Source organism: Pirellulales bacterium, assembly GCA_035533075.1.
GTDB lineage: Bacteria > Planctomycetota > Planctomycetia > Pirellulales > JAICIG01 > DASSFG01.
The window spans coordinates 35,690-49,267 of the sequence record DATLUO010000262.1; the positions used below are offsets into that span (position 1 = coordinate 35,690).

At 63.8% G+C, this 13,578-nt stretch carries 10 protein-coding genes; 4 read left to right on the forward strand and 6 right to left on the reverse strand.

The features are described 5' to 3' along the window. Positions 1-67: 67 nt before the first annotated feature. Complete coding sequence (locus VNH11_32835; protein ID HVA51174.1) at positions 68-1,768, reverse strand: serine/threonine-protein kinase; 1,701 nt, start codon at positions 1,766-1,768, stop codon at positions 68-70. A gap of 191 nt (positions 1,769-1,959) precedes the next feature. Between VNH11_32835 and VNH11_32840 the strand changes: the two genes are divergently transcribed. Together VNH11_32840 and VNH11_32845 are read left to right on the forward strand one after the other, a co-directional pair. Further along, complete coding sequence (locus VNH11_32840) at positions 1,960-4,188, forward strand: tetratricopeptide repeat protein (protein ID HVA51175.1); 2,229 nt, start codon at positions 1,960-1,962, stop codon at positions 4,186-4,188. A 72-nt stretch (positions 4,189-4,260) separates the two neighbouring features. Next, positions 4,261-5,010, forward strand: a complete 750-nt coding sequence (locus VNH11_32845) for a YebC/PmpR family DNA-binding transcriptional regulator (GenBank protein ID HVA51176.1) — start codon at positions 4,261-4,263, stop codon at positions 5,008-5,010. A gap of 154 nt (positions 5,011-5,164) precedes the next feature. Here VNH11_32845 and VNH11_32850 read toward each other — a convergent pair whose 3' ends face one another. Further along, positions 5,165-5,863 carry a hypothetical protein gene (locus VNH11_32850; protein HVA51177.1) on the reverse strand — a complete coding sequence of 233 codons (699 nt, stop codon included), beginning with the start codon at positions 5,861-5,863 and terminating at the stop codon, positions 5,165-5,167. Positions 5,864-5,981: 118 nt separating this feature from the next. Continuing rightward, entirely contained in the window at positions 5,982-6,311 is a 330-nt protein-coding gene (locus tag VNH11_32855) for a hypothetical protein (protein ID HVA51178.1), read from the reverse strand. Between the two features lie 220 nt (positions 6,312-6,531). Between VNH11_32855 and VNH11_32860 the strand changes: the two genes are divergently transcribed. Continuing rightward, positions 6,532-8,769, forward strand: a complete 2,238-nt coding sequence (locus VNH11_32860; protein ID HVA51179.1) for an SO2930 family diheme c-type cytochrome — start codon at positions 6,532-6,534, stop codon at positions 8,767-8,769. A 93-nt stretch (positions 8,770-8,862) separates the two neighbouring features. Here VNH11_32860 and VNH11_32865 read toward each other — a convergent pair whose 3' ends face one another. Continuing rightward, complete coding sequence (locus VNH11_32865; protein HVA51180.1) at positions 8,863-9,894, reverse strand: hypothetical protein; 1,032 nt, start codon at positions 9,892-9,894, stop codon at positions 8,863-8,865. A 344-nt stretch (positions 9,895-10,238) separates the two neighbouring features. Between VNH11_32865 and VNH11_32870 the strand changes: the two genes are divergently transcribed. Continuing rightward, positions 10,239-11,075, forward strand: a complete 837-nt coding sequence (locus VNH11_32870) for a hypothetical protein (GenBank protein ID HVA51181.1) — start codon at positions 10,239-10,241, stop codon at positions 11,073-11,075. A gap of 48 nt (positions 11,076-11,123) precedes the next feature. Here the strand turns inward: VNH11_32870 and VNH11_32875 are convergent, their stop codons facing one another. Both VNH11_32875 and fahA read right to left on the reverse strand, forming a co-directional pair. Then, complete coding sequence (locus tag VNH11_32875) at positions 11,124-11,936, reverse strand: hypothetical protein (protein ID HVA51182.1); 813 nt, start codon at positions 11,934-11,936, stop codon at positions 11,124-11,126. A 21-nt stretch (positions 11,937-11,957) separates the two neighbouring features. Beyond that, entirely contained in the window at positions 11,958-13,232 is a 1,275-nt protein-coding gene (fahA, locus tag VNH11_32880) for a fumarylacetoacetase (protein HVA51183.1), read from the reverse strand. Positions 13,233-13,578 lie beyond the last annotated feature (346 nt).

A 13,578-nucleotide genomic window follows, 5' to 3' on the forward strand; every position in this document is an offset into this window, starting at 1 on the left:
CCGGCGGGGTGGGCGCGGCGCCCACACCCGGCGGCCCCGACGCCAGTTCTACTGCCGCGGCTTCCTCTCATTGCCCGACGGCGGAGGAGGTCAGGGATTCCGGCCGCATCGCCGGCTCTGCCAACACGCTTTCCGTCTCGTACCACCACTGCTTGGCACGGTCGCGCGACCAGTCGACGGCCGCCTCGCAGTCGGCCAAGGCCTGTTCCAACGACAACACGTCCTGAAAGCGGTCCTCGGGCCGCTTCGCCAGGCAGCGGAGCACCACCTGCTCGATGTCGGTGGGGATTTCCGGCCGCCAGCGCGAGAGCGGCACGGCGTCTTCGCGGGCGTGGGCCACCATCACCTTCATGGCCGTGTTGCCCTCGAAGGGAGGGCGGCCCGTCAGCAGGTAATAGGCCACGGCGCCCAGCGAATAAATGTCGCCGCGGGCGTCGGCCTCGTTCTCGCCCAGCGATTGTTCGGGCGACATGAACAGCGGAGAGCCGGTGATGGCGCCGTCCAGGGTCAACTCCAGGTAGTCGCCGTTGCCGGTCAGCGGCTTGGCCAGCCCGAAGTCGAGCAGCTTCACGACGTCGTAAACGCCGCCCCGCTGGGCCGCAAAGATATTGCCGGGCTTGATGTCTCGATGGATCAGGCCGCTGGAGTGGGCCTCGTGCAGGGCCTCGCAGGTCTGCCGCAAAAAATAGATGGCGCGGCCCACCGGCAGCGGTCCGTAACGCTGGACGAGATCGGCCAGGCTCAAGCCGGGCAAATACTCCATCACGTAGTAAAACGTGCCGTCTTCCGTCCGGCCATAGTCGAAAATCTCGACCGTGTTCCAGTGCGAAAGGGCCGCGGTCGCCCGCACCTCGCGCTCGAAGCGGGCCAGCACCTTGGGGTCGTCGGCCTTGCCGGGCCGGATGACCTTGAGCGCGCAGGGCCGCTTCAAAAGCTGATGTTCGGCCAGATAGACTTCGCCCATGCCGCCGGAACCGATCAGGTGCTTCAGCCGGTACTGTCCGAGCTGCTTCGCTTCGTAGGCCTCGCGGCGCAAGGTGCCGATCATGTGCGTGCCCAATACGCTGGCGCCGAAGGCGGTGCCCATCATCAGCACCAGAGCGGGAAAATCGTCGTAGTTCTGACGGCATTGGGCGATCGATTCGAACCAGGTCATATCGAACAGGGTCCAAATCACCGGGGCGGCCGCCATCACGCCGATGACGCAGGCCGCCCGCCGCCAGGTGTTCGGTATGAAGATCGCGTAGGTGAAGATGAGCGTGAACCACATGCCGGCCGGATTCGGGATGAAACCGTGCTGCGTGGCGCAATACAGACTGGTGAAGTGCTGCACGCGCAACAAAAACAGGCCCGTCCAGGCGAAAATGGCCAACTCGGTCAACCGGAGTTGACGCAAGCTGAACTGGTGGCAGCGCCGCAGCAACACCACGCTGACCAACCCCAGCATGGTCACGTGGAAGAGATGAAAGCCAAACAACAGCCGTTCGCCGGCGAGCAGCATCGGATCGCGCAGATCGGGCAGGCCGCCGGTAATCAGGTTTTTCACCAGGAACGCGCCCGATCCGAAAAACAAGACCAACGACGCCGCTCGCAGCCGAGATCGCAATAAAACCTGCGTCTGGCTGGTGAGTCCCGATTCGCTCCCCTCGACCAGTTCCACCTTGCAGGCCGGCGACGGCGCCGAGCTGGGCGACAAGAGATCGACCGGCGCGTCGAGAGTCACGTCGTCGGGCGCAAGCTGTTTGATGCTGGGATAAGCCGATTTCATGGGGAAACGCCCCGTGGAAAAACGCAATCGTATTGGTACATCATAGACCTTTGCGACCGAAAAGGCGACTTGCCGCGCGCGCGATTTGTCGGCCTGGGAGCGACTGGCCGGGTCTGGTAAAATGGATCGTTCGTGGTTCCACCCTACGGTGCCACATGATACTGACTATTCCGCCTGCTTGGAGAACACCTGTGCGTATCGCCCTTGCCGTTGCGATCGCTCTTTTTTTCGCCGTCGGCGGTCCGGCCCCAGGCTTTGCCGAGCCGAGCAAGAGCCCGGTCGAGCCGCCGACGCGGCCGGCGGCAGCGGGTCCCGCGGCCTTGGATCTCGACGATCCCGCCGAGCCCTTCGTTCCCGCCCGTGCCCGCGCCGAAGATGACGAGAACCGCATTGAAGCCCTCGGCCTTTTCGCCGCGGGACGCATCAACGAGCAGGAAGACCGGCCCCTGGAGGCCTTGCGGCGCTACGAGCGGGCCAGCCGTTTCGATCCGTCGTCGCAGGTGGCCCGCCGGCAGGCGGTGCTGACGGCCATTCGGCTGGAACGATGGTCCGACGCGTTGCGCTATGCGGCCCGCGGCGACCTCGACGTTGACGAAGCCAGCGTGTTGTGGGAGTTGGGGCGGCATTTCGAGGAGCAAGAACAATATGAGGCTGCACTGCGGCACTTTCGCGCGGCGCGGGCCTTGCAGACCGACAAGCATTCGGCCGGCTATGTGCTGCTGACGCGCGAAATCGGACGGTCGGCCTTGCTGGCACGCCAGTCTCCGGAAGCCGCCGACGCCTTTGCGGAACTCGTGAAAGCGCTCGAGCACCCCGAACAGCACGGCGTGGACGAGCGGACGCGCAGACGCATTTCGCTCGACGGCGAAGGCGCCTCCGGCATGGCGGCGCTCTACCTGTTGTCTGCCGAGGCGTTTCTTTCGGCCGACCGGCCGGACCAGGCAACTGCCGCGTTGGAAAAAGCCGAGGCCGCCGCCCCGAATGCGGCGGTGCATGCCTACCGTGTGGCGCGGGTCGAAGACGCACGCCACCAGCCGGCCAAGGCCCTCGACCTGCTCAACAAGTATTTCGAAACCAAAGAGACCGGTGCCGGGCTCGCCCCCTATCAACTGCTGGCCAAGGTTTTGACCGATTTGGGGCGCGAGACGGAGCTGGCCGCCACGCTGGAAAAGTTGCACGAACGGGACACCGACAACCCGTTGCTGTCACTTTTTCTGGCCGAGCAATATCAAAAGGCCAGCCAATTCGAGAAAGCCGCTCCGCTCTATCGCGACATGCTGGCCAACAGCCCGACACCGCTGGCGTATGAGGGGCTGGCGGTCTCGCAACATCGGCTGAAGCAGACGGCGGCCCTGTTCGATCTGCTCGCCGACGTGGCCGGCAAGGCGGGCGACCTCGACCCCTTGGGCGACGAGACAGCGGCCATCGCCGCCGATGCGGAAACCGTGGGGGCGCTACTGCAGTTGGCAAAAGAAAAGCATCAGGCCGACGCCGACAGCCTGGGATATGGTGCCCGGCTCGCGATGGCTCTCGTCGCCTTGAAAGCCGGGCGCATGGACGACGCCGCTGAATTCTTTGAGCGGGCCATCAAGGTCAACCGCGAAAGTGCCAAACATGTCTATCGAGTTTGGGGCACGGGATTGTTGGCCGACAAGCACTATGGGGCCGCGGCGAGAATCTTTCGACGGGCCATTGACGAGCGGGCCGTCGCCGGCGACGATCCGACGTTTCATTACTTCCTGTCGGCGGCGCTGGTGCTGGACGACAAGGCAGACGAGGCACTGGAAGCCGCCAAACACGCCGCCAGCCTCAATCCTCGTTCGATCATGCTGGCTGGGCGAGTGGCTTGGGTGGCGTATTATGCCAAGCACTACGACGAGGCACGTGCCGCGTATGAGGACTTCCTGCGACGCTTCGACGAACCGGGCAAAGCGGAAGGCGAGCGGAAAGAGTTGCATCAGGCGCGCATGATTTTGTCGAGCATCGCCGTCATCGAGCACGATCTGCCGGCCGCCGAAGAATGGCTGTCGCAGGTGCTGGACGAGTTTCCCGACGATATTGGCGCGCAGAACGATCTAGGTTATCTGTGGGCCGATCAGGGCAAGCGACTCAAGACGTCTCTGGCCATGATCGAGCGTGCGGTGGCGGCCGAGCCCGAGAACGTCGCCTACCGCGACAGCCTGGGTTGGGTCTTGCACCGCCTGGGGCGGCACGAAGAGGCGGTGGTCGAGCTCAAGAAGGCGGCCTCCGGCGAATCGCCCGACGGGGTGATGCTCGAACACTTGGGCGAGGCCTGCCAGGCTGCCGGCCAACACGACGCCGCGAAAGATGCCTGGCAGAAGGCACTGACGGCCTTCGAGAAAGCGGCCGACCCCGAAAAGATCGCGCGGGTCAAGCAAAAGCTGGCGGGCGCAGGATGAACCTGTTAACGATGCCATCGACGGATGACAGACCACTTCTCAAAATCCCAAACGCCGGAGCAAGATAAGCTAATGGCCGGACATTCCCACTGGGCCAACATCGCCCACAAAAAATCCCTGATCGACGCCAAGCGCGGCAAGCACTGGAGCAAGCTCTCCAAGGCGATCATCGTGGCGGCCAAAATGGGCGGCGGCGATCCGGAAGCCAATCTTCGCTTGCGCTATGCCATCGACGCCGCGCGGGCCGTGAGCATGCCCAAAGACAACATCAACCGGGCCATCAAACGCGGCACTGGCGAGCTGGAAGGCGGCAATCTCGACGAAGTGCTCTACGAAGGCTATGGGCCGGGCGGCGTCGCCGTGCTCTGCGAAATCCTCACCGACAACCGCAACCGCACGGCCAGCGAAATACGCAAAGTGTTCGAGTTGTCGGGCGGTAAGCTGGGCGAGAGCGGCTGCGTCGCGTGGATGTTCGAGCGCAAGGGGATGTTTCTTATTCCGGCCTCGCAGATCGAAGAAGACGCGCTCATGGAGTTGGCCCTGGAGGCCGGCGCCGACGACGTGAAACCGGCAGGCGACGCCTATGAAGTCCTTTGCGACCCGGCGGTTTTCCAGCAGGTTTCCGAGGCGCTGGCCGCGCGCGGTCTGACGCCCGACACCAGCCAGATTGCCCGCATCCCCAACAGCACCGTCGATCTCGACGCCGAATCGGGCCGCAACGTCCTGAAGCTGATGGAGCGGCTCGACGACCACGACGACGTGCAGAACGTCTCCTCGAACTTCAACATCCCCGACGAGGCCCTGGCCGCGCTGGAGCAGTGAAATCCTTGGCCTGCACCAACGCCGCGACCGCTTGCGCCCGTGAGACGGTCGGAATATCGGGATCGCTATCAACGACGGACGAAAGCAAAGTCATGGTCCCACCCTACACTCAGCCCGAACCAATCCATCGACGGCTGACAGAGCACTAACCGATCTACCGAGTAGAACGCGCAACCGGTGGCAGGTCCATCAAATCGATGGGGTCCGACGAAGAAGGTGTGCGGGCAGTGCCGGCCCGCGAGGGGTGCTTGGCGGCGGCCCGCTCATAAACGGGTGACGGCTCGTCATTGACGACCGCGACGTGGTTGGCGCGCACCGCCTGCCGTTGCGTGCGGCCCGAATAGACGTTTGCCGAATCCGGAGCCGACGTCGGACTACCCGATCCGCGACCCGCGGATTCGCTTTGTTCCTGGCCGCCTTGGGCGTCCTCGCCGGTAGACGCAGCGTTATACGACGCCAGCACGGCACCCCGATTGCGTGATCCTCCAACGGCAGGCACGAATTGCAATGACTTGCTGGGCGCCGGGCCGGGCGTCGAGCCAAAACCGCCCCCGGCCGCCGGCGTCGGTGTCGACGCCGGTGCCGGCGACGGCTGATACTGGTAACCGCCGGGTGGCGTGTAGGGGTTGCTCGTGCCATTGCCGCCGGGCACGGCGGCAGGTGGCGGATAGGCGGGCACCGACCCCGTGAAAGGCGCCGGGTTAAGGTAATTGGCGTCGCCCGAACCTGTGGCGGCGCCCGTGGGAGGGGGCGGAATGCGGGTATTGGGCAAGAAGGGATCGAACGCCGGGGGCGTGCTATGGCAACCAGCCGCCCAAACGGCTGCGAACATCCAAGCCGCCGGCCATCGCATGACTCGACTCCTACCATGATCTTCCGGGTGAGTGTCCGGAAGCTTAGCGTTTTCCCGACCGCCGTAAAGAGCAGTTCGCTGCGAAGAGTCCAACGGACAGGCCACTGAATCATCCGCGCTAGGGGCCGATGCTGGGCGGGTTGGGATCGAGAAAGTCGCGTGGGCCGCGGTTCGTGTAATACGGATAGGTGATCTGGGCCGCCGCGGGTCCACCGTATCCCAGATCTTCGTCGGCAGCGCGACGGTGCAGCAGCGCGCAGCGGTGAAACGGACCGCACGCTTTGCCGCAGCCGGGACATCGCTTGGCATGGAACAGGCCCGCGCAGCGCTGAAAAATTCCGGGCTTGCACGATGGGCACCCGCCATTGGGGCAGCCGCCGGCCGCAAAACACTCGGCGGCCAGTCCCAGGGCGGCAATCATCAGGCTGGCAAAAAAGGCGCGTTTCATGGCGGTGGTTCCTGACAGTTTGGGTCGCTAGCCGTTGTTATCGTCGCTCGATTCACTCGTGTTGAGGGAATCGTCAGAACGCCGAGAAGCGACATAAACAGGGTAAGAGTTCCCGCCGGAGCACGACGACGCTACATTGCAAGTAGGGTGCGAGCGAGCTTGCGAGCGCCGGCGTGGAAGGGTTCAGGGTTCAGGGTTCAGGGTTCAGGAAGGAGGCGTCATGCGGATTAAATCGACCTTGCCGGCCCGGTTGATCGTGCCGGTTCTATTAACCGCTTCCATCGCGCGCGCGGGCGACGAGGCCCGAATGGTCGCGATTGAACCCGGGCCGATGGCCCAAAAGCAATTGCAAACCGCGCTGATCGAAGCGCAGGCAGGCGACGTGGTTCGGCTTGCCGCCGGACGCTACGACTTCACGGCCACGATCTCGCTCGATGTCGCCGGCGTCACCCTCCGCGGCGCCGGGCCAGAACAGACGGTCCTCAGCTTCAAGAATCTGGTGCAGGGCACCGGCGGCGAAGGGCTGCTCGCCACGGCCGGCGGCTTCACCATCGAAGACCTGGCCGTCGAAGATGCCCGTGGCGACGCCGTGAAAGTCAGCGGTGCCGACGGCGTGACGATGCGGCGGTTACGCATCGAGTGGACCGACGGCCCGAAAACCACCAACGGCAGCTACGGGCTGTATCCCGTGCTGTGCCGCAACGTGTTGGTCGAAGATTGTACGGTACGCGGCTCGTCGGACGCCGGCATCTACGTCGGCCAGTCGCAGAACATCATCGTCCGCCGCAATCGGGCCTATCAAAACGTGGCGGGCATCGAGATCGAAAACTCGGTGTCGGCCGACGTGTACGACAACGACCTGACCGAGAACGCCGCCGGATTGCTGGTTTTCACGCTGCCCGACCTGGTGGAGAAGCAGTGCCGCGGCTGTCGGGCATTCAAGAACCGCATCGTGGCCAACAACCACGAGAACTTCGCGCCCAAGGGGAATATCGTGGCCCAGGTGCCCAGCGGCACCGGCCTGATGGTGATGGCCAGCGACGAGATCGAGATATTCGACAACGACCTGGAAGACAACCAGACCGTCAACCTGACGGTGATCAGCTACCTCGCCACGCGGCTGGAATTCACCGACAAAGAGTTCGATCCGTACTGCGAGACGATTTGGGTACACGGCAACCGATTCGAAGGCGGCGGGGAAAAACCGGCCGGCGAGTTGGCCTTGCTCAAAGTCGTGCTGTTTCGCCGCACCTTGCCCGACATGATTCTCGACTGGTCGGAGAACCCGGCCCGGCAGGTCGACGGCTCGCTGCCGCCCGCCTTGCGCAGCCTGTTCAGCGACAACGGCGACGCGGATTTTGCCCGCATCGACCTGGCGGCCAAGGTGCCCAGCCCGAGCAAGGTCAGCCAGGACCTCGCCCCCTACGTCGGTCAGCATGCGCCGCTGGCGGCGGTGCAAATCAAGCGGGTCGGCGTGGCCAAACGTAAGCCGCGACGGCCGGTCCCCAAGCGGCTGTCGGAATACGGCTTCTTCCGAGGTGCCGGCGCCCGTCAGCAGCCGGCCGACGGAGTTCTGCCTTACGATGTCAACACGCCGCTTTTTTCCGATTACACGGTCAAGCACCGCTTCGTGAAAATGCCCAAGGGACCGGCTGCGAAATACTCGGCCGACGATGTGTTCGACTTGCCCCTCGGCACGCAGCTTATCAAGACTTTCGCCATGCCCCACGACCTTCGCCGGCCCGACGACGGCGAGCGGCTGTTGGAGACCAGGATTTTAGAGCGCGGTGACGACGGCTGGACCGGTGTGGCCTACCTCTGGAATGATGAACAAACGGAGGCATTCTTGGCCTTGGCGGGAGACACAATCGACGTCGAGTGGATCCACACCGATGGCGAGAAGCGGTCGAACAACTACCTGGTGCCCAATGTGAATCAGTGCAAGGGCTGTCATACGACGAGTGCCGGCATGGCGCCCATCGGCATCAAGGCCCGGCATTTGAACCGCGCGTTCGACTACGGCGACATGACCGAGAACCAGTTGAGCCATTGGACCAAGGTCGGAGCGTTATCGGGTGCGCCCGATGCCGACCAAGCGCCGCGTGCCGTCGCCTGGGACGACTCGACGGCCGATCTCGACGACCGCGCTCGCGTCTGGCTGGAGATCAACTGTGCCCATTGCCATCAGCCGGGCGGCAATGCCCAGAACTCGGGCCTCGATCTGCGGCTTTCGCAGAGCGATCCGATGAAGCTGGGCGTGCTCAAGCCGCCGGTGGCGGCCGGCACGGGTTCGGGCGGAATGCAATACGACCTTGTTCCCGGCCGGCCCGATCGCTCGATCATGATGGTCCGCCTGCGTTCGACGCACCCCGACGTAATGATGCCGGAACTGGGCAAGCGTCTGGTGCCGGAAGAGGCGGTGGAACTGATTCGCGACTGGATTGCGGCGATGAAGTGACGCGTCGCCTGGCCGAGGTCCAAATGTAGTGAAATAAACCCACCCAAACCGCACCCAAGTCCTTTCGCGAACGTCAGAAGTCTCTGACTTGTGTTAAGGTATCCGGCAAGAATCGGGCGTGGTCCGTTCGGAGGCCCGCGGTTGCGCGGCTACGGTCGCTGCCACGGCGACGCTGGCGGCCAAAGCATGCACCGCGCTCGGCGCGGCCGCCCGATTCTCCGGCGCGTCTTCCGCGACGATTTGCGAAACGGCAACGTCGGCTGTCGCCGCCTCGGCCTCGATTTGGGCGGCCATCATCTGATCGACCGCAGCTTCGTCAAACCGCGGCGACTTCGCTGGGGCATCGTCCGACGCGGCAAGCAACGTCGGCGGGGCGTCTTCCTGTCTTTCTCGGTCGCCGCGCGAGGCCGCCGCGCTGCCCGGCGACGACGGATCCTCGTTCCCAGGCTGATCTTGGTTCGCCAAAAGAGCGTGGCCCGTCGATGAACGGTCGCCCGGCGGCGCCTTTGCGTGCGGTGCAAGCAAATCAATGTCGGCCGGCCGGCCCTCGCCGAGCGGCCGCGCGATCAACTCGGTCATCGCCGTCTTGGTGTCCGTCGCTCGACGCGCGGTCGGCGTGCCCACGCCCATAGGCACCGTGTTGCGATGGACCAAGCTCGTGTTGGCGCCGATGTTGAAGTTGCGAATGCCGTAGGGCGTGTTCGCCGCCTGGTAGTAAAGGTTCGGCGACAATTCGGGCGGCAGATTCTCGCCGGGGAAGGGAGGTCGGTCGTTCGGTATCCAAGACGGATGGTTGAAGGCCAGCGCGTCGTTGGCCGCGTAGCTGATATCCACGGGAACGGCGCTGCCGGTCGCGCCGACCAGGGCAATGTCTGCCGGGTTGGTGCTGTTCGAGGGTGCGGCGGAACCCGGCAGGGCAACCAGACCACTTTGAGCGATCGACGACGCGTCCGGAGACACATTACCGAACTCGGTCGTGCCAGGCGCCAGACTCAGCGCGAGGCGTTCCTCCAGGGCTTCGAATCGTGCGGGATGCGAGAAGCCATGACGACGGTCGTGCCGCGGCTGACCCGCGCCGCGGCCCCGATGAGCCCCTGTTTGCCAAGCCTTGGCGAACTGCCACATTTTCGTCCCCCTTTCTCACTTTCTCAGGCCCCAGGGTGGAAATAGTATGCCGGACTAAGACAATTCTAAACCCGCTATTCCCCGAGACTTGCCGCCGATGGGGCATCTATCACGGCTTTTCCGATCACGTCTTTGATTGATCCGCAATGTCATTGCTTGCAATGCTGCTAGACCCGGCTTGCGACAAAGTAAGCTTATCAAGGTCGCGCGCCAGTTGCAAAAACGCCGGCCGATAGCGCATAATGAGCCGATCCGCGTCCCGCCTCGCTCGCCCCTCCTTTGGCTTTCGCAAGGTCTATCGCATGTCCAAGCGCTCCGCTGTGGTTCTCTGTTTGGTTGGCAGTATGCTTCTTCCTAGCGCGGTTCTGGCCCGTGGGCATCGCGGCGGCGGCGGCTTCGGCATGATTTTCAGCGCGGCGGCGGCCTTTAACGCCCAACGGGCCGCTTGGGAGCGCCGGGAAGCGGCCGCCGAGAAGATTCGTCGCGCCAAGAACAATCAGGAACGCATGAAATATGCCGAGTTGGCGCGCAAGCAAGGCAAACCGCGGCTGGCCGCCACGCTTTATTTGCGGGTCGCCCTCTCGCGCAAGGAGAAGTACGCCCCCGCCGCCAAGGCCGCGCTCAAACAGATGGCTGCCGAAGGCCAGGCCGAGATGAAGAAAGCCGATGAATTGCTGGCCCAAAACAAGATCGTGGAAGCCTTCGAGAAGCTCGATTATCTGGCCTGGGCCTACGAGGATGTGCCCAACTTCAACGAGGAGATCAAGAGCCACGTGACCCGCTTGCACAATGAGTCGCGCTATCAAGCGGTGCTCAACGAAAAACCGGCGGCCGACATGCTGGCGCAGGCACAGGCCGCGGAACAGGACGATGCGCGTTGCTGTGCTTTCTGGATGTACGAAGCAACCGCCAAGTTGGTGCCCGCGCCTTCGGCCATCAAAGCAGAAGAACGCTATGAGGCGATGAAGAAGGACCCTGAGATCGTGGCCGAGGCCGAGGAGTGCCGCACCTTGCATGAATGCGACAAGCTATTCCACCAGGCCGAACTGCTGGAGAAATCGTTGCCCGAAAAGGCCGAGGCGCTGTTCAAGGACATCCTGGCCAAGGCGCCGCGCGATTCGGAAGTGCATCAATCCGCCAAGCAAGAACTGGCCAAGCTGCATCCGGGGGCAAAGCGTTGATGCGGAAACTTCCGTGAGGCTCACGCCTCCCGCAGCCGGCGGACCAGCTTAGTCTGGCGCATCGGCATTTTTCGCCGGTTCGACGAGAAGGGCCGCCGTCAATGTCTCGTCGGCTTGAGACTCAGCTACCATGCCGCGCACGAATCGTGCCGCCCAGAAAAAAGCCGCCGGCAGCGCTGCACCGATAGCGATGTACCACCAAAAACCTCTCATTTCGGCCAGGGCAGCGTCGAACATGACCGCTGACACGGCTAACAGCCCTGCACCGATGAAGACGACTGAGCCGAAGTAAGCAATCGGCAACACCGCCGACAAGAACACCACGCGTCGCCACGGTGTGGCAACGCCCGCCCGCGAGAGCGTCTGCACCGACAAGGCCCACATTAGAGTGCTCGCGGTCCAGGCGAAAATGTAAAGGAACCGCATTTGCGGGGCTTCCGATGGCACCGCCAGGCGAATGAGCGCCACGGGAAGCTGGAACAAAAACACGAGCGCCAGGAAATCGGCGATGGTGAATTGCGTCGGCCGCCGCCTGTATCGCGCCTCGGAGTCGAGCGGGCCGAGAACGTATCGGCCGATGACGACCAGTGCCAGCACCAGGCCGACAATGACCACGATCCCGCCAATCAAACCGAACTCGCCGGCACGTCGCGGGCCACCCAGTTTGATGATGCCAAGGCCAAGCATCGTCAGTGCGACGGCCGCGACCGTCTTGGCGACGTCGAAATCCGATTTGAATGGACTTGCAGGGCACATAACCTGTGGCACCGTGGCGAAGAAGTGGCGGCCGAATTGGTCGGCTTCGCTCCCTGCAACATAGCATGGCGAACGGCATCGGGCTAAGGACGTGCAGCGGCTCACTCCGCACGGCGCGGGGACGCACTACGGCGTTGCGTTCGCCGGGAGCAGCGTCCCCGTCAGCTCGCCGAAACCCACGCGGTGGTTGGCGGCCTGGCAGTAGCCGCTGATCGTGACGCGGTCGCCGTCTTCCAGAAAACGCCGCTCGACACCTTCGGCCAGCGCGATCGCCTCGGCGCCGCCTTGCGTCAGTTCCAGCAGGCTTCCGCGCGATTCCGGCGCGGGGCCGCTGATTGTGCCGGAGGCCAGCAAATCGCCCGTGCGTAGATTGCAGCCGTTGCTGGTGTGATGAGCGATCTGTTGCGCGATGTTCCAATACAGATACTTGAAGTTCGACGAACAGATGCGCCGCGGTGCCTCCATCTCCTCGGTTTGCATAGCGACCTCCAGTTGAATGTCGTAAGCCTGGTGGTCGCGCGACCGCAGATAATCGAGCGGATGCGGGTTTTGCGTCGGCCCCGCCACGCGAAAGGGCGCCAGCGCGTCGAGCGTGACGACCCAGGGCGAAATGGACGTTCCGAAACTCTTGGCCAAAAACGGACCCAGCGGGACGTACTCCCATTTTTGAATGTCGCGGGCACTCCAGTCGTTCAACAGCACGAGGCCGAAGACGTGCTCGCAAGCCCGCTCGACCGCGATCGGCTCGCCCAAGTCGTTTCCTTGACCGATGAAATAACCGACCTCCAACTCGAAATCGACCGCTCGCGCGGGGTGGAACGTCGGCGCCTCTTTATCATCGCCTTTGGTTTGGCCCCACGGACGACGCAGATCGGTGCCGCTGACGACCACCGAGCTGGCGCGGCCATGATAGGCGATCGGCAGCCACCGCCAGTTCGGCGGCAAGGCGTGCTCGGCCCCCCGCAACAGAGTGCCGACGTTGGTGGCGTGCTCCTTGGACGAATAAAAATCGGTGTAGTCGCCGATTTCGACGGGCAGCAACATCTCGACCTGGTTCATCGGCACCAGGGCCTCGTGCCGTAGCGCGGCATCGTCTCGCAAGGTCGGCGTGTCGCGGTGCAGCAAGTCGGCGATTTGCCGCCGCACCGAACTCCACGCCTCGCGTCCCAGCGCCATCAAGGCGTTCAGCGACGGCCGATCGAAAATCGTGTCGCCGGGCGAGGCGGGCACGTGCAGCAACCCCTCGCGCTCGAGCACGGAGAGATCCAACACCCGCTCGCCGATAGCGACGCCGACGCGCGGCATACGAGCCCCCGGCGGCCGAAAGACGCCGTAGGGGAGATTGTGGATTGGAAAGTGCGAGTCGGGAGCGACCGGCACCAAGCTTTCGTGGATCGTCATAGTAAGCCGTTTGGCGAATTTGCAGTGTCACGATTCTATCAAGAACGCGGCCACGTAGGGTGGGACCAGCGAGCTTGCGAGCGCCGGCCCACCATCGTTAGGCATCAGGCATCCGGCAAAAAGTCAATTCAAGTATCTCTGAACCCTGAACCCTGTTACGGTGGGCCGGCGCTCGCAAGCTCGCTGGTCCCACCCTACGCCAGTCCGTAAAGCGGCGTCAATTTCGCCCGCAGATGGGCCAGCAGCGGCTCGTGCGACAGAGGCGCGCCGGTCACTAGCTCGACCAACTCGGCCGCGCTGTAACGCTGGCCGTGCAGGTGGATCTTTGACGCCAGCCAATCTCGCA